Below are 16,951 nucleotides of genomic sequence, written 5' to 3' on the forward strand. Positions count from 1 at the left end.
ATCTTGATGGTGACAAGCCGTTACAGATTCGCGGCGTATCTCACCGGGGCCACTGCCGCGCGCACTGGGGACGAGCTGTCCGGCCCGGCGGTGTTGCTGCTGGGCGTGGGTGCTTCGGGGGCCGTCGCGGGGTCGACGTTGCTGGCCGGGCTGACGATCGCGGCGGCGGTGGGCGGGCCGTTGCTGGGTGCGGTTCTGGACCGGTCGCGTACGCCAGGACGGATCCTGGCGGTCGGGTTGGTCGGGTATGCGGTGGGGCTGACGGCGATCACGGCGCTTTTCGGGCAGGTGCCGTTTGTGCTGGTGGTGACGATTGCGGTGGTGACCGGGTTGCTGGCGCCGGCGATCGGCGGCGGGTGGACCGCGCAGGTGCCCGCGCTCGTACCGACGGAGAAGCTCGGCAAGGCGAGCACGCTTGACGCGATGACGTTCACCGCGGCAGCGCTCGTGGGGCCAGGGCTGGCCGGCGTGCTCGCCGCGACCGCGGGGGCTCCGGTCGCAGTGGTCTTCGCGGGCGGGTTGATGCTGGTTGCGACGCCGTTCGCGTGGCGACTGCCCGGGAGTACCGAGAAACAGCCGTCGCGATTCTTTGCCGCGGCCACGGTTCTCGTGCGCAATCCCGCGTTGCGGCAGTCGACCGCGACCTCGACGTTGTCGTGCGTCGGGATCGGGATGGCGTTCGTCTGCTATCCGCTGGTCGGCGCGCAGCGGCTCGGCAGCGCGGGATACGGGACGTTGCTACTCGTCGGATTGTCAGTCGCGTCGTTGCTGGCGAACGCCGTCCTTTCGCGACGGTCGTATTCGCCGGACCGTGCGGTGCAGTTAAGCACCATCGCAATCGGAATCGGGCTCGCGGGGGCGGCGGTGGCGCCGAACGCAGTGCTGCTGGTGGTTGCGGTGGCGCTCACCGGGGTTGGCGAAGGACCGCAGTTGGCGTCGTTGTTCGCGGTGCGGCATCGGGAAGCGCCGCCGGAAATGCGGGCGCAGGTGTTCACCACCGCGGCGAGCATCAAGATCGCCGGAATTGCGCTGGGGAACGCGGTGGCCGGGCCGTTGGCTGCCTGCTCCCCCGCCGCTGGATTGGCCGCGGCGGCGGGGATGCAGGTGGTCGCGGCGGTCGCGCATCCGTTGTGGACGGTCAGAAAGCAGCTAGTCCGTTAGGGGTTCCGTTGCCGGTCGGTCCGTCGTATCCCGGGACGCCAGTGCACAGGTAGTCACCGCATTCCTCGAAGCCGACGTTGTTTCCGCTGACGACATCGTTGAGCTTCCCCGAATACAGCCGCGAAGCATCCGGATACTGGTCGTGGTGCCCGGCCAGCGCGATGACTCCGGCGATGAACGGCGCCGACGCGCTGGTCCCGCCGACCACACTCCAGCCGGACAGGACTGTGGTCTCGTAAACGGCGGGTCCGGTGGCGGGATCGGCTACCGCGGCGACGTCGGCGACGGTCCGGCCGGGACAGTTCGGATCCTTCTGCCACGACGGTTTCGCCACCCAAGCCGAACATCCGCTCGACGCACCGATCCACACCGATTCGGTCCAGCCGCGCGCGTTGTCCGCTTTGGACAGTGACGTGCCGCCGACCGCGACGACACTCGAGTACACCGCGGGCGCGTTGGGTGCGGCGAATCCGCCGTCACCGCTCGACGCGACGATCGCGACGCCGGGATGCTGATAATGCGCGGCGAAATCGCCGGACCAGTGGCTTTCGGGCGCGCCGTAGCTGTTCGACACGATCGTCGCGCCGAGTTTCACGGCGGTGTCCACGGAGGTGCCGAGTGCGTCGAAGGACGCGTCGTCTCCTTCTACCAGCAGGATTTTGCACTGGGCGCAGGCGGCGGAAGCCATGTCCAGGTCCAGCGCGGTCTCCACCGGCCAGTCGCCTTGCTGCGGCGGGAGGGGCGTGGCATCGCCGTGCTGGTTGACTTTGCGGAAGCAGCCGTTCGCCGTGGTACAGGGCGGGAGGCCGTAGGTTTGTCGATATACCGCCAGGTCTGCTTCGGCGGTCGGGGCGTCGCCAGCGTCGACGATGGCGATCGTTTCGGCAGCGCCGCCAGTGTCGGGCAGGCGGTATGCGGAACGCAGGTCAGCGGGGCTGTAGCCGGTGGCGCGCAAGGCAGTCCGACTGTCCACTTTGGCGTAACAGCGGGCGAATCCTGGCGCGGCGGGACCGCAGATGTCTCGTGGAGCAGCGGACGCGACGGACGGGATGAACGCGCCGAGGAGAATCAGCACAGCCAGGATGCGTTTCATCGCTGGGCCTTCCCGACGGTGTAGGCGTTGCTGATCGTTTGGGTGATCGCGTTGCCCGCCAGGTCCTGCGCGGTCACCTTCAACGAGGGCGAAGTCCCGGCCGGTGGATTCCGCCAGACCGCCACGTATTCGCCGAACAGTCCGAAGACCTGCGCGGGCTGCCAGGTGGCTCCGTTGTCGACGGACACCGAAACCGTCGCCGAGGTGATCGGCGAATGCGAACCGGCACCGCTGTACGCCGCGTGGCCGACGTGCAGTTCCAGCATCTGCACCGGCGAGGACGACGTCGTGGAGAGATCGGAATCCAACCGGTAGTCGACGGTCAGCGCACCTAGGATCCGGCACGGCTGCGTCGGGTCGCTGGCCCGGCAGCGATGCGGGGACGGCAGCGCGGTGCCCGCTGCCGGGTCGTATCGCAGGGTCAGTTCGGTGCGCAGCTTTCCGGCTTGGCTGACGCCCGGAATAGCGGTCCGGTCGACGTCCAGTACGCCGCGGAAGGTCGCGGGCGTCTTCGGCACGTCGACCGACACACCGTAGGTGCCGTCCTGGTCGAAGACCTGCTGATCGTCGCGGTACAGGGAGAAATGCAGCCGCGGAGCGTAGAACAACGGAAGTGCGGTGTGGTCCGGCACGCTGTCGCGCAATGCCGGAATCGCGACCGAAACGGTGCCGCCGGAGTAGCAGGCCTCGCAGAGCCGGTCTCGCTGCCACTGGCCGAGACCGGCGGAGAGCGGACCGCGGGACCAGTCGACGGTCGTGGTGCTGCCCGGCCGATAGGGGTGCGGATCGGCGGTCATCAGCTGGTACGACGAGCCTTTTTGCTCGTACTGCACCCATTCCCTCGTGTGCGTGGTGCCGAGGTAGTCGGTCAGCACCCCGGGAGCGGGGATGAAGAAGCCGCTCGCGCCGAGGCCGTGCCGCCGGATCACCGGGTCGACCGGACCGCTGTCGATCGCGACCGGCATCTTGTCCGCGGGATCGGCGTACATCCGGTCGCGGACCGTCGCGAGTTCACTGTCCTTTGTGGAGAACGACTGGTTCTCGGAGATGCCCTCGGTGGCGAAGGAAAGATCCACGCGGTACCGGTCTTCGGGCTTGGGTGCTTTGCCGCCCCATTGCACGACGTAGTGCAGCAAGCCCTGATCCGGCTTCGGCACCGGCCGCACGTACTGCTTGGTCTTGCCGCCCGCGATGCCGACGGCGAATCCGCGGCCGGTCGGGTCCTCGCGGAAGAAGTTGGTGGTGAGCAGGTCCTGCGTGGCCGACTTCGGCGCGGCCACCTTGACCTCGGCGGTCGCGTACTTCTCCTCGACGGTCAGGACCTGCACGTCCGGCGAGTCGCCGACGACGAAGCCCTCGACCCACGAGGTCCGCGTCGCAGTCACGCTGCCGCCGCTGTCGAAGTCGGAGAAGGTCGCGGACGCGGCGTAATGGCCCTCGGGAACCGCGATCCGGGTGACGCCGTCGACGTCGACGTGCCGCAGCAGCTTGGCCGAGGAATCGGTGTTGATCAGCGACACCATTCCGTTGACCGAGCGGCCCTGCAGATCGGCGAGGCGGAGTTCGAGGATCTTCATCGGGTAGCGCGGCTGCTGTTCGCGAGGCGCACCGGCCAGCCGGATCGTCGCGGGCAGCACGCTGCTGCCTGCCGGACGGCCGGCGGACGCGTCTTCGGCGAGGCGTCGGTGCAGGTCAGCGGTGAATTCGGCGGCGGAAACGAGGGTGCCGGTCGCCGTGTTCCCCGCGGACGAGGCGAGCGTGATGCCGGGCAGCGCCGCCGGGGCCGCACCCGCCGGGAAAGTGATCTCCAGCGGGGCGTTCCCGGACTGCATCCGCGCGAGCGCGGTGACGTCGAACAGCGATTTGTCCAGCTTTCCGAGAAACGGAACGGCGTCGCTCGGAATGACGTAACGGTCGCCACCATCGGCTTGATAGGACTGAAAAGTGGTGCGCGGCGGCGACGAAAGGGCGTAATTCGTACCGCCGTTCGGTCCCGGGAAAACCGTGACCCGGTCCCCCGTCACCAGCGTCACTTCCCGCGCTTGCGGTGCCGCCGCGAAGGGCGCGGTCTCAGCGGCCGCAGGCGGTGCCAGCAAAGCGGAACCGCCCAGCACCAGCACTGCCGACGCGAGCGCGCAGCGTCTTCCGGAAACCCGTCCTCCCATGCCCGATGCTCCTCTCCAGCATGCGGCCGAGCAGGATTTTCAGGACGGTTTCCGACGATGGACCAGACCAATTGACCGCGTCAACGAAAAACGCGGGTTCTGTCCGGAAGGGCAATTGTTGTCAGCCCGACCGGAGCAATGCGGGACGGGGCTAGAACGCCATCGCCTGCGCGCGCCGCTTCACCTCGGTGCCGTGGCTGGTGCGCAGCGCGTTGATCGGCGTGCTGCCCGGGAGCGTGTCGTCGGCGGTGAAGAGCCAGCGCAGCATCTCGGTGCGGCTGAACCCGGAGTCGGCGAGCACGGTGATCGTGCCGCCCAGCCCCTTGACGATGCCGTCCTTCACGAAGAAGTCGCCGGGCACGCAGAGTTCGCCTTTGCGCCGGACAGCGATCAGTTCGCCGTCCCGCAGCATCTGGCGCACCTTGTTGGCCGACACGCCCAATGCGGCCGCCACCTCCGGCAACGGCTTGACCGCGACTGCGGCGTCGAGGATGTCGTCGGCGACAGGAATCCCACTCACACGTGACACTGTGCCACATTCCCCCGTCCGGACCACTGCTACGCACGGGTGACCCGCCCCGGCACGCGCGGCCTTCCGTACGATTGCCCACCGTGACGCGCACCCAGCCCAGCCTCGTCGGCACCCTGCTCGAACGCCGGTACCGCGTTGACCAGCTGCTGGCCAGGGGCGGGATGTCGGCCGTCTACCGGGGCCTCGACACCCGCCTGGACCGGGCGGTGGCGATCAAGATCATGGATCCGCGGTTCGCCGACGACCGGTCGTTCGTCGACCGGTTCGTGCGCGAAGCGCGTTCGGCCGCCCAGCTGCATCACCCGAACGTGGTCGCCGTGCACGACCAGGGCTTCGACACCCCGGCCGGCCAGGACGCCGGTCTCGCCTTCCTGGTGATGGAGCTGGTCAACGGCGGCACGCTGCGCGACCTGCTGGACGAACAGGGCCAGCTGGACGTCTCGCTCGCGCTGAGCGTCGCGGAGCCGGTGCTGGCCGCGCTGGCCGCCGCGCACGCCGCCGGGCTGGTGCACCGCGACGTCAAGCCCGAGAACGTGCTCATCGGCCGCAGCGGGCAGCTGGCGGGCGGCGTGGTCAAGGTCGGCGACTTCGGCCTGGTCCGCGCGGTCGCCAGCGCGGGCACCACGAGCTCGAGCGTCATCCTGGGCACCGTCGGCTACCTGGCCCCCGAACAGGTCGCCACCGGCGACACCACGGCCCGCAGCGACGTCTACTCGGCGGGCATCCTGCTGTACGAGATGCTCACCGGCCGCCTGCCCTACACCGGCGACACCGCGATCTCGGTCGCCTACCGGCACGTGAACGACGACGTCCCGCGCCCGAGCGAGCTCCGGCCGGACCTGCCGCCGGCGCTCGACGACCTGGTCCTGCGCGCCACCCGCCGCGACCCGGAGCAGCGCCCAGCCGACGCGAACGAGTTCCTCGCGCAGTTGCAGGCCGCGCGCGCCGAACTGGGGCTGCAGCCGGTCGCGGTGCCGGTGCCCCCGCCGCCGGACGGCGACCGCGTGTCAGACGTCGAACGCACCCTCCCGAACATTCCGGCCGTCCAGCAGAACGTGCCGGTTGACCAGCAGACCATGCCGGTCTCCGGACCCCGCGGCACGCGCGCCCTGACCCGCGCCGTGCCCGCCGCGCCGCCGCCTCCGGTACCGCCGCGCGCCGGCCCCTCCGCCGCGCCGGACGAGCCGCGGAAGCCGCGGGACAAACGCAAGCTGATCGCGCTGGCGATCGCCGGGGTGCTCGTGCTCGGCGGGCTGATCGGCGCGTTCGCGTTCATCCTCAGCGATTCCAAGGTCACGACCACGACCGTGCCGAAGCTCGCCGGGCTGACCCAGGCCGAGGCGGGCGACCAGCTGCGCGCGGCGAAGCTGAACCCGCGCTACAGCCAGGAGTTCGACAACACGGTCGAGGCCTACAAGGTCATCAAGGTGGATCCGGCCCCGGGCACCACGCTCGACCAGGACGCCACCGTGTCCGTGGTGGTGTCCAAGGGCAAGCCGAAGGTGCCGAACATCCAGGTCGGCACCGCGCTCGACACGGCGACGAAGGCGATCCAGGAGCAGAAGCTCACCGTCGTCCAGGGCACGCCGGAGTACAGCGACACCGCGCCGCAGGGCACCGTCGTGAGCGTGAGCCCGGCGGCGGGCACCCCGGTGGACGTCGGCGGCCAGGTCACGCTGGTCCTGTCCAAGGGCCCGGAGCCGCTTCCGCCGGTCCCGGACGTGACCGGGCGGTCCAAGGACGAGGCGTTCCAGATCCTCAAGCAGGCCGGATTCCAGCCGCAGGACGGCGGCGAGGAGTTCTCGCAGACCGTGCCCGCCGGGGCGGTCACCCGCACCGACCCGGGCGCGGGCTCGCCGGGGACGAAGAAGGTCAAGGTCTACGTCTCGAACGCGGTGCAGGTCCCGGACGTCCGGTACCGCCCGTTCGACCAGGCCGCGGACGCGCTCGAGGCGGCCGGGCTCGAGGTCGACCGCAAGGGCGGCGACGGCAACGGCCACGGGCACGGCGGCTTCGACTTCGTCCTGCAGCAGGACCCGGCCCCGGGCACGTTCGTGCCGAAGGGCACCAAGGTCAAGATCCGGGGGTTCGGCGGATGATCGGCAGCCGCGGCCGGGTGACCGGCACCGTCGGCCCGGGGCTGATCGGCGAGGTGCTGCTCAGCGTCCGCGGCGGCACCGAGGCCTTCTACGCCTATCCGGCCGAGCCGGACACCACGTTCGCCGTGGGAACACCCGTTCTGGTGGTCGATTTCGAGCCCCCGCGCACGGTCTACGTGGAAAGGTGGCAACCGTTGCGCGCTTGACCGCGTCGCAGTGCTGACGGCGTCTGAGCGCCGTGCCAGCTGAATACGGAAAGTGCGGCGAGGGCTATGGAAATCTGGGTCATCGTGGTGATCGCGGTCGTGGCCGTGATCCTGCTGTTCGGGCTCCTGCGGATCCTGTACAAGGTCGCGGAGCCGAACGAGGCGCTCATCATCTCCGGCTGGGGCGTCCGGGTCGAGCGCACCGAGACCGCCGACAGCCTCGGGTTCAAGATCGTCACCGGCCGCGGCGTGAACGTGCTGCCGGGCTTCCAGACCGCGCGCAGGCTGTCGCTGGACACCCGAGGGGTGAACCTGCAGGTCTCGTGCGTGACGAAACAGGGTCTGCCGGTCACCGTGCGCGCGGTCGTGATCTACAAGGTCGGCGACGATTTCGCGTCGATCGCGAACGCCGCCCGCCGGTTCCTCGACCAGCAGAAGGGCATGAACGACACCATCCACGAGCTGTTCTCCGGCCACCTGCGGTCGATCGTGGGCGGGCTGACCATCGAGGAGATGATCCACAACCGCGACGCGCTGACCGGCGAGGTCCGCCAGTCGTCGGCCACCGAGATGATCAAGCTCGGGCTGATCGTGGACTCGCTGCAGATCCAGGAGATCGACGACGAGTCCGGCTACATCGTCAACCTCGGCAAGCCGCACGCGGCCGCGATCGCCGCCTCCGCGCGGATCGCCGAGGCGCAGCGCGACCAGGAGGCCACCGAGGCCGAGCAGATCGCCGCCGCGCGCAAGGCGGGCGCGATCCGGGAAAGCCAGATCCAGCAGGCCGGGTACCAGGCCGAGGTGGACCAGGCCAAGGCGAAGGCGAGCCAGTCCGGTCCGCTGGCCGAGGCGACCGCGCGCCAGGAGGTCGTGGTCCAGGAGACCAGGGCCGCCGAACTCGAGGCGGCGCTGTCCGAGCAGCGGCTGCAGTCGCAGGTCCGCAAGCCGGCCGACGCGAAGGCGTACGAAACGCGCACCACGGCGGACGCGGAACGCGACGCGCAAATCGCCCGTGCGCAGGCACAGGCGAAGGAAACCGAGCTGCGGGCCGGTGCGGACGCGACCCGGGTCAAGACCGCGGCGGACGCCGAAGCGCAGGCCACGAAGGCACGGGCGGAAGCCAGCGCGAGTGCGACGAAGGCCACTGGCGAGGCGGAAGCGGCGGCCGCCAAGGCGAAGGGTCTCGCGGACGCCGAAGCGGCGAAAGCCAAGGGTCTGGCCGAAGCCGAAGCGGCGAAAGCGAAGGGGCTCGCCGAGGCCGAGTCGATCAAGGCGCGCGCGGCCGCACTGGCGGAGAACCAGGAGGCTGTGGTAGCACAACAGCTGGCCGAGCGCTGGCCGGAGATCGTCGAAGCGGGCGCGCAGGCCTTCGGCAATGTCGACCACATGGTGGTCCTGAACGGCGCGGACGGGATGTCGGACATGTTCACCAAGGCGCTCTCCCTCGGCGGCACGGGCCTCGGCCTCGCCCGCCAGCTGATGGACGCCATGGGCCCCAAGCAGTCCGGTTCCGACGGCAGCGTCGCCCCTCGCGAGGACTGATGAGCTTCTTCACGGACGGTCCTCGCGAGCGCCCCCTGTTCCCGGTGCGGGAACGGGAGCTGTTCGGCTACGAGGGCCGTCCGTGGACGGGCCCGCCGGCCGACCACATCGTGCCCGCGCTGGTGCCGTGGGCGACGCCGCTGGGCCGGTCCGAGCGCACCATCGTGGCGCTGCGCGCGGTCGAGGTGTGGCCGGAGGCGATGACGCTGCGGATCGCGGTGTATTCGCGCGACCGCATGGACGGCGCGCCGCTGATCGGCCACCGGCGCGTCCCGGACTACAACTCGCTGCTGGTCGGCGTGCTGTTCCCGGACGGCGGACGGGCCAGTTCCGAAACGGTTTCGGTGCCGAGCGCGGGCGAACCGCACGAGCCGGTGCTGCGCGTCGAGGAAGGCAGCGGCTCGGAGTTCCGCTACGAGCATCCGGTGTTCGTGTGGCCGCTGCCCAGCGCCGGCCCGCTGAAGGTGATCGTGCAGTGGCTCGACCGCGAGATCGCCGAAACGCACACCAAACTCGACGGCGGACGGCTGCGTGCCGCCGCGCTCGAAGCCAGCGAACTGTGGCCCGGGTTGCCGAAGCGGCCGGGCAACGGTGTCGCGATGCGCCAGATCGCCGCCGAGGTCACCGAGGCGGGCGGCCCCGGGCCGACCGCCGGGCCCGGTCTGCCGCAGCGGCGGCGCTCCACTGGCGAGTGAAATTTCGCGGAATTAGCGTCCTCGCAACATCACGGCCGTGCGCCGGTCACACCCGGATAGTGTCGTTGCATTCGCCCTCGACGTCCGACGTTGGAAGGTGGACCATGGCGCCTGCCCCGCTCAGCTCGCTCGATGTCGCTTTTCTTTGCCTCTCCAAGGAAACCGCGCCGATGCAGATGGGCGCGGCGCTGGTTTTCGCGCCGGAGGAGGCGATCGATCCGGACCGGCTGACCGCGCTGCTCGCGCGCCGAGCGGCGGATATTCCGCCGCTGCGCCGGAAAATCCGCGCCGGACTGTTCCCGCCCGGCTCCGCGACGTGGGTGGACGACCCGGATTTCCGGGCAGTGCACCACATCCGGCACCACCGGCTCACGACGCTGTACGACCCGGACCCGCTGCCGGAATTCGCGGCGAGGTGGATCGCCGAACCGCTCGACCCGCATCGTCCGTTGTGGGAACTCGCTGTGGTGACCGGCTTTCCGGACGGGAGCTTCGCGGTGCTGCTCAAACTGCACCACGCGTTGACCGACGGGGCGGGCGCGTACGCCGTCGCGGCGGGGCTTCTGGACGGATTGCCGATCCCGGAGCGCGCACCGGTGATTCCGCAGCCGCGTTCGCCGCTCAGCGCGGCGTGGGAGACAGCGGGAATCGCGTCGTCGGTGGTCCGGGCGGCGCGTCCGCCGTGCCTGCCGCTGGCCGCACCCGCCACCGCCGAACGACGCCTCGGTTTCACCCGGTTGGCGTCGGCCGATCTTCGCCGGATCCGGCGAACGCACGGCGGCACCACCAACGACGTGGTGCTCGCGGTGCTTTCCGGCGCGTTGCGCGAATGGTTCGTCAACCGCGGCATTCGCGCGACGGGACGGTCGGTGCGCGCGCTGATTCCCGTGAGCGTGCGCGGGAGGGCGGCTGAGCAACGGGGCGGGAACAAGCTTTCCGGCTATTTGTGCGATCTGCCGATCGGATTGGACGATCCGGTGCGGCGGCTGGCCGAAGTGCGCGCCTCGATGGCACGCAACAAAGCCGCTGGCCCTGCTCGCGGAGCTGGGGCGTTTCCGCTGCTGGCTGACCGGATGCCCGCGGCGCTGCACCGGCTCGGGACGCGGACTGCGGGGTTGGCCGCGCCGTTGCTGTTCGACCTGGTGGTGACGACTGTTCCGGTGCCGCGCGCGCGGCACGCGCTCGATGGTGCGCCGTTGGCGGAGGTGTATCCGTTCGTGCCGTTGGCTCCGCGCCAGGCTGTGGGTATCGCGGTCGCGCCTTATCGCGACAGTGTCCACATCGGACTGCAGGCGAACGCGGACGCGGTGGCGGACCTCGGCTCGCTGCGCGACGCGGTGGCCAAGTCGGCGGCGGAACTGCTGGACGTTTCGTGAGTGGCTAGGCCGGTTCTCACCGGCCTAGCCACTCACCAGCTGTGCTCAGCCGCGCAGCATCTCCGCCACTAGGAAGGCCAGTTCCAGCGACTGCTGGGTGTTGAGCCGCGGGTCGCAGGCGGTCTCGTAGCGGCCGGAGAGGTCGACGTCGGAGATTTCCTGTGCGCCGCCGAGGCATTCGGTGACGTCTTCGCCGGTCAGCTCGACGTGGATGCCGCCGGGGTAGGTGCCGAGCTTGTGGTGCACCTCGAAGAAGCCCTGGACCTCGTCGACGATGCGGTCGAAGTGCCGGGTCTTGTAGCCGGTGGACGATTCGTGCGTGTTGCCGTGCATCGGGTCGCACTGCCAGATGACCTTGTGCCCGGACGATTCGACCTTCTCCACGATGGCGGGCAGCACCTCGCGGACCTTGCCGTTGCCCATCCGGGAGATCAGCGTGAGCCGCCCCGGTTCGTTGCGCGGGTCGAGGCGCTCGACGTACTCCAGGGCCTGTTCCGGCGTGGTCGTCGGGCCGATCTTGAGCCCGATCGGGTTCGACAGCAGTTCGGCGAACGCGATGTGCGCGCCGTCGAGCTGGCGGGTGCGCTCGCCGATCCACAGGAAGTGCGAGGACAGGTTGTACAGCTTCGGGTTCGCCGCGTCGGCCTGGTCCAGGCGCAGCATCGCGCGCTCGTAGTCGAGCAGCAGCGCCTCGTGGCTGGCGAAGATCTCGGTGTACTGCAGCGACGTGTCGGTGACGCCGCAGGCGTTCATGAACCGCAGGCCGCGGTCGATCTCGGCGGCGAGCGCCTCGTAGCGCTCCCCCGCCGGCGACGAGGACACGAAGTCCTTGTTCCAGTCGTGCACCTGGTGCAGGTCGGCCATGCCGGCCCCGGTGAGCGCGCGGACCAGGTTCATCGCCGCGCCCGCGTTCGCGTAGGCGCGGATCATCCGGCCCGGGTCCGGCACCCGCAGCTCCGGCTTGGCGACGAGCGAGTTGATGATGTCGCCGCGGTAGACCGGCAGCCCGAGCGCGTCGGTGCCGGACGAGCGCGGCTTCGCGTACTGGCCCGCGATCCGGCCGACCTTCACCACCGGCAGGCTGGCCCCGTAGGTGAGCACGACGGCCATCTGCAGCAGCGTGCGCAGGTTCGCCCGGATGTGCGGTTCGGTGTTGGACTCGAACGTCTCCGCGCAGTCCCCGCCCTGCAGCAGGAACGCCTCCCCGCGGGCCACCATGGCGAGCCGGCTCTTCAACCGGTCGATCTCGGCGGGCACGGTGATCGGCGGCACGCTCTCCAGCACGCCGCGCACCCGCTTGGCCAGCGCGGCGTCCGGCCACTCCGGCTGCTGCGCGGCGGGCAGCGACAAGGCGGTGTCGAGGCGGTCCCGCAGCTCAGGAGGCAACGGCGGCAGCTCGGGGAGAGTGTCTACGGGAACGTCGACTGTCCAGTTCACGCGTCTCAGGATAGGGTCTGCCGCCTTCGCCCGGGCCGGTGGGCGGCGAGGGTCACGCGTCCGGGGCGTCTTGGCGGTACAGGGCGCCGAATCGGTCGGCCACGTCCAGCAGACCTGCGAGTTCGGCTGTTTCAAGGGCTGGGACGATGACCGACCAGTGGTCGAGGCTGACCGCTTCGGCGAGGATCCGGCGGCGCTCGTCCGGCGGGGCGGCGGCGGAGATCTCGACCAGCAGACGGGCGCGGTCGTCCGCGGATTCGACGAGACGGGTCCGGGCGAGTGCGCGGGGCAGGTCGTGCTTGGCCAGTTCCGGCAGGAACGCCAGGGTGAGCCGGTCCCGTTCCTGATCGCTTTCGACGCTCTCGAAGACAGTCTCGGCCTGGTCCAGGTGCCCGGCCGCGGCCAGGCCGCGGACCAGGAGCCGCCGGGCAGACACCCGGAACGCCTCGTTCAGGTATCCGCACAGCTCGAGGGCCGCCGCGACCTCACCGCGCGCTGCCAGGTCCTCGATCGCGTCCTCGATCGCCAGCTCGGAGTTGTCCTCCTCGCGACCGGCGGCCACCAGTTCGACGACCTCGGCGGGTTCGCCCACCGCGGCCAGCATCACGATGGCCGCACGCCGGTCGAGCCGCACGAACTCCCGGTCCGGGGACTTCTCCGCCATCCCGCTCCGCACGTACTCCGCGACCCGGGACAGCGCGGCCCGGTCGCCGTCGGCCCGGAGCCTGCGGGCGAGCAGGACCACGGGTTCCCGCATCGCCGACCAGAATCCGACGCCGCGGATCAGCTTCTCGGCGATCAGCGGATCTCCCTTTTCCGCGAGAAGGCACGCCAGCGACTTGATTTCCCTCAGCCCCTGCCATTCCGAGCGCACCAGCGGAGCGAGCAGCTCGGCCCGGCGGACGTCGCCTGCCGCGACGACGGTTGTGCTCAGCGCACCGATCGCCGCTGCCGCCCGCGGATCGTCCGCCGCACGGCGGGTCATCGATTCGGCCCGCTCCGCCGCCTCGTGCGCGCGGGCGCGGTCCAGGGTCGCCAGCAGCGCATCCGCCAGGGACACGAACCGGTCCGCGTCGCTTTGCAGTTCGCGGGCCGACCGGCGGGTGGAGAGGTGGCGGGCAGCCCACTGGAAGGCCTGGTCGGGCTGGCCCGCGGCCACGAGTGCCTGGACGAACCGGTTCACCGCGTCGCGCCGGGCGAAGGGGTCGGTCATCGCATCGAGCATTGGGGGAATGTCCGCCAGCCTGCCCGCATCGGCCAGGAAATCGATCAGGACAGGCACCAACGTGTGCTCGCGGTGCGCCTCGGCGGATCTCGCGTCGACAGCTGCGACCGGGTCGTCCGCCGCGGCCAGTTCAGCGGTGACGTCGAGGCGGAACAGCACTCCGGACGCGCCGTGCTCCTGTGCGAAGGCGCGTGCCCGCTCGACTTCGCCCCGCTGGACGAGCCGCTGTGCGATCTCCGCGAACGCCTTGTCCCGGCTCATATCGCGAGTCATCGCACCGGCCAGTTCCGCGGCCACGGCCACGTCGTCGACAGCCTGCACCGCCAGTTCGCTCAGTGTCCGGTCCCTAAGGTCTTCGCGGGAAATCTCCCTGGCCAGCTGCCCGGCCCGGGAGAGGTCCGGTTCGGCGACGGCGGCGATCCGCCGGCGTTGATCCGCGCTGACCCGCACGGCGATCCGCACGGCCGCGTCAGGCTTCCCGCCGTACCCCAACGCGACCGCGGTTTCCGCGAGCAGGGAGTCGCGCAGCTCCGGATCGTGCTCGTCGTCGGCCAGCTGCTCGGCTCGCTCCGGCTGTCCGGCGCGGACCAGCTCACCGGACAGCTCGAGCAGTGCCCGCCTGCGCGAAACGGGATCGGTCATGGACTGCGCGAGCGCCACGGCGTGGTCGAACTGCCCCAGCGCGGCCCACACCGCGGGCAAGCGCACCGGCGTGATCTTGTTGCGGTCGCGGAAATTGTCCCGGTACGTGTCGAGCGTGACGAGCCGGACGAGGTCGGGATCGTCGGACGCGAGCAGAGCGGCGCGGGCGGCGTCCAGCTCCCCCATCGCGGCCAGGTCGCCGCCGGATACGTCCAGCAGGCGTTCGTGCCTCGCCGGGTCTCCGGCCAGGTCGACGAGAGCGGTCACGTCGCCGCTTTCCTGGACCAGCCGGAAGTAGCCGCGCAGCAGGAATTGGGGCGTGTCCGGCGGCCAGCCCGCCGACCGGTATCCGGCGGCCCATTCGTCGATCGCCGCGCGGTACCGGGACAGTTCGCCGCCGAGGGCTTCGACGGCCTCGCGTTGCAGATTCTCGTGGCCCAGCAGGAAAACCGCCGGGGCCTCGCGGGGTCGCCAATGCGCTGGGCGCCGGGTGAACGAACGACTCGCCACACTGTTCAGCACTCGTTCGACGTCGCGTGGGCGCCGCTGGGTCAGCTGCGCCAGGTCGTCGCTGCTGAGGCCGCCGCGAGCCGCGACGAGGAAACCCAGCAGGTCCTCTTGGTCGCGGAGCAGTGCGTCTAGCTCGTGCTCCATATCGGCCTTCGCCGCGACGGCTGCGGGCGAAGGCGCCAGGGAACGCTCGATTCCGGGAGCCCGCAACGGATGATCGCCGCGGACGTCGGGCGGGACTCCGGGGTTGAGGCGGCTCGCGACGATCACGCGGAGACCGTTTTCGGGGAACGGCAGCAGCGCGGCGATGCTGTGGCCGCCGGAGCTGGCGCCGCGATCCTCGTCCAGTCCGTCGACGACCAGCACCAAGCGCTCGCCGCGGTTTCGGCAGTATGCGGCGGCTTCGGCGAAGACCGCGTTGAGGTTTCGCGCCTCGGGGTCCTTCGCCGCGCCCAGGACTTCGGCCAGTTGCTCCTGGACGACGTCTACGAACGCCTCACGCGTGTCGTCGCCGAGCGAACGCGCCGTGACGAAGAAGGACACCACCCGCACTCCCTCGGGCGGCGAGAGGACGAACGAGGCCATCAGAGCCGACTTGCCGGTCCAGGGAGCCGCGCGCCACCACACGTACGCGGGAGCGTCGTCCGGGGCGGTGCAGAAGCGGGCGAGTTCAGCCAGTTCCGTTTCGCGGCCGACGAGCTGGTCCGGGGCTACCTGGCGCACCCATTGCCGGTAGCGGGACCGGGCGGGCGGAGCCGCGTGGACGACGACCGAGTCGGCGTGACCCACCTGCACGACCTTGCCCGTGACCGGGCCCAAGACCTGGTTCGTGATCCGTTCGTCCACCTGGGCGTCCCCCTCCGACGCGGTTCAGCTTCGCACGAACCGTGTCGGCCGGGTCACATTGGCTGGAAGGTGACACTGGTGTCAAGAAATAGCGTCGTTCCCGAACCGAGCCTGCCGCGGAAGGGACAAGCGAATGAGCACTGCCTTGGGATACCGGGCATTCGGCGCTGCCGACGTCCAGGAGTTCTTCGACCGGCCTGACCCGGTGCCCGGCCCCGCCGAGGTGCTGGTCCGGGTCGCGGCCGCGGGGGTGAATCCGCTCGATCATCTGCTGCGGTCCGGGCACGTCCCCGACCTGAACGGGCGCCTGCCGTTCCCTCAGGTCATCGGGATGGAAGCGGCGGGAACGGTGCTCGCCGCGGGAGAAGACGTGACCGGCCTCGACGTCGGCGACCGGGTCACCGGGTTCGCGCTGACCGGCGCGGGGACGTACGCGGAAACGACGCTGCTGCTCGGCGAGTCCACCGCTCGCATTCCCGACGCTCTCCCGTGGACCTGGGCGGCGACCATTCCCGTCGCGGGCACCACGACGCTGGACGTGCTCGACCAGCTCGATCTGCCGAAGGGCGCGTCGCTGCTGGTGAACGGGATCGGCGGGGGCGTCGGCATCGCGTTGGCGCAGCTGGCGCGGGACCGGGGGCTCGTCGTTACAGGCACGGGCAGCACGGCCAAGCGGCCCCTCGCGGCGAAGTACGGCGCTGCGTTCATCGACTACACGACGGAAAGCGTCGAGGGCAGTTTCGACGCCGTGGTCGACACAGTTGGCGGCCAGTCCCTTCGCGACGTCGCGCCGTTAGGGAAGAAGCTCGTCGCGGTCGGGGATGCGTCGGTGACCGAACTCGGCGGCGAATTCGTTCGTCGTCGGCTCGATCGGGCGAGTCTGGAACGCGTCGCTGAGCTGATGGCCGAAGGACGGCTCGATCCGAACATCACCGGGACCTATCCGCTCGCACGGGCTCATGAAGCGTTGGCGCTGGTCGAGTCCCGGCATGCCGCGGACAAGCTAGTCATCAGCATCTAGCACGAGACGGACTCGCCTTGCCGGTACCGAGTGTTCGCCTCGATCAGCACGTCCAGCGCGGCGCGGGCGTCGGCGAGGCGGGCGATGTCGGCGGTCAGCCGGTCGCGTTCGGACACCATGGTGGTGAAAGCGTCTTCGATGACGGCCGCGTCGTCGCTGTGCACGCAGGGCAGCAGCCGGGCGATCACCTTGCTGTGCAAGCCCGCGGCGAACAACCGGCGGATCAGTTCGACCCGTTCGACCTCGGTCGCCAGGTAATGCCGCTGCCCGCCCGCGGACCGGGTGCTGTGCACCAGGCCCTGCTGCTCGTAGTACCGCAGCGAGCGGGCGCTGACCCCGGTCTTCCGGGCTAATTCACCGATTCGCACGCTCTCCAGCGTAAAGAAACGGGCCCCGGCGCG

General features: G+C 70.3%; 13 protein-coding genes. 7 read left to right on the plus strand and 6 right to left on the minus strand.

The genetic code is table 11. The features are described 5' to 3' along the window. Positions 1 to 6: 6 nt before the first annotated feature. Positions 7 to 1,161 (plus strand): MFS transporter, encoded by a 1,155-nt coding sequence (locus EIZ44_RS19695; RefSeq protein WP_134730320.1) that lies wholly within the window; start codon positions 7 to 9, stop codon positions 1,159 to 1,161. Here EIZ44_RS19695 and EIZ44_RS19700 read toward each other — a convergent pair. The 3 genes from EIZ44_RS19700 to EIZ44_RS19710 form a co-directional block, all read right to left on the minus strand. After that, the gene (locus tag EIZ44_RS19700) at positions 1,139 to 2,254 is read right to left on the minus strand and encodes a S53 family peptidase (RefSeq protein ID WP_134730322.1); all 1,116 of its coding nucleotides are present in this window, start codon (positions 2,252 to 2,254) and stop codon (positions 1,139 to 1,141) included. The two genes, EIZ44_RS19695 and EIZ44_RS19700, sit on opposite strands and share 23 nt — an antisense overlap. Then, entirely contained in the window at positions 2,251 to 4,419 is a 2,169-nt protein-coding gene (locus tag EIZ44_RS19705) for a hypothetical protein (protein ID WP_134730324.1), read from the minus strand. Before EIZ44_RS19705 ends, EIZ44_RS19700 begins: the two co-directional genes overlap by 4 nt. A gap of 151 nt (positions 4,420 to 4,570) precedes the next feature. Then, positions 4,571 to 4,939: an Rv2175c family DNA-binding protein gene (locus EIZ44_RS19710; RefSeq protein ID WP_037809697.1), complete on the minus strand. Its 369-nt coding sequence runs from the start codon at positions 4,937 to 4,939 to the stop codon at positions 4,571 to 4,573. Between the two features lie 92 nt (positions 4,940 to 5,031). Between EIZ44_RS19710 and pknB the strand changes: the two genes are divergently transcribed. The 5 genes from pknB to EIZ44_RS19735 all read left to right on the plus strand — a co-directional run bounded on the left by pknB (position 5,032) and on the right by EIZ44_RS19735 (position 10,869). Next, positions 5,032 to 7,050, plus strand: a complete 2,019-nt coding sequence (pknB, locus tag EIZ44_RS19715; RefSeq protein WP_134730326.1) for a Stk1 family PASTA domain-containing Ser/Thr kinase — start codon at positions 5,032 to 5,034, stop codon at positions 7,048 to 7,050. Continuing rightward, complete coding sequence (locus EIZ44_RS19720; protein WP_037809693.1) at positions 7,047 to 7,256, plus strand: NfeD C-terminal domain-containing protein; 210 nt, start codon at positions 7,047 to 7,049, stop codon at positions 7,254 to 7,256. Before pknB ends, EIZ44_RS19720 begins: the two co-directional genes overlap by 4 nt. Positions 7,257 to 7,322: 66 nt before the next feature. Beyond that, complete coding sequence (locus tag EIZ44_RS19725; protein WP_037809691.1) at positions 7,323 to 8,798, plus strand: SPFH domain-containing protein; 1,476 nt, start codon at positions 7,323 to 7,325, stop codon at positions 8,796 to 8,798. Beyond that, positions 8,798 to 9,493, plus strand: a complete 696-nt coding sequence (locus EIZ44_RS19730) for a hypothetical protein (protein ID WP_134730328.1) — start codon at positions 8,798 to 8,800, stop codon at positions 9,491 to 9,493. Before EIZ44_RS19725 ends, EIZ44_RS19730 begins: the two co-directional genes overlap by 1 nt. A 104-nt stretch (positions 9,494 to 9,597) precedes the next feature. Further along, positions 9,598 to 10,869, plus strand: a complete 1,272-nt coding sequence (locus EIZ44_RS19735) for a wax ester/triacylglycerol synthase domain-containing protein (RefSeq protein ID WP_134730330.1) — start codon at positions 9,598 to 9,600, stop codon at positions 10,867 to 10,869. A gap of 45 nt (positions 10,870 to 10,914) precedes the next feature. Here the strand turns inward: EIZ44_RS19735 and EIZ44_RS19740 are convergent, their stop codons facing one another. Together EIZ44_RS19740 and EIZ44_RS19745 are read right to left on the minus strand one after the other, a co-directional pair. Next, a complete protein-coding gene (locus EIZ44_RS19740) occupies positions 10,915 to 12,306 on the minus strand; it encodes a class II 3-deoxy-7-phosphoheptulonate synthase (RefSeq protein ID WP_037809686.1) in 1,392 nt (463 codons plus the stop codon). A 52-nt stretch (positions 12,307 to 12,358) separates the two neighbouring features. Then, positions 12,359 to 15,529 carry an ATP-binding protein gene (locus EIZ44_RS19745; protein ID WP_134730332.1) on the minus strand — a complete coding sequence of 1,057 codons (3,171 nt, stop codon included), beginning with the start codon at positions 15,527 to 15,529 and terminating at the stop codon, positions 12,359 to 12,361. A 133-nt stretch (positions 15,530 to 15,662) separates the two neighbouring features. Between EIZ44_RS19745 and EIZ44_RS19750 the strand changes: the two genes are divergently transcribed. Continuing rightward, positions 15,663 to 16,550, plus strand: coding sequence for an NADP-dependent oxidoreductase (locus tag EIZ44_RS19750; protein WP_134730334.1), 888 nt, complete (start codon positions 15,663 to 15,665; stop codon positions 16,548 to 16,550). Here EIZ44_RS19750 and EIZ44_RS19755 read toward each other — a convergent pair. Then, positions 16,547 to 16,918, minus strand: a complete 372-nt coding sequence (locus EIZ44_RS19755) for a MerR family transcriptional regulator (protein ID WP_134665847.1) — start codon at positions 16,916 to 16,918, stop codon at positions 16,547 to 16,549. The genes EIZ44_RS19750 and EIZ44_RS19755 overlap by 4 nt on opposite strands. Positions 16,919 to 16,951: the final 33 nt, after the last annotated feature.

Origin of the sequence: Amycolatopsis nivea (assembly GCF_004522235.1) — a bacterium.
Lineage (GTDB): Bacteria > Actinomycetota > Actinomycetes > Mycobacteriales > Pseudonocardiaceae > Amycolatopsis > Amycolatopsis nivea.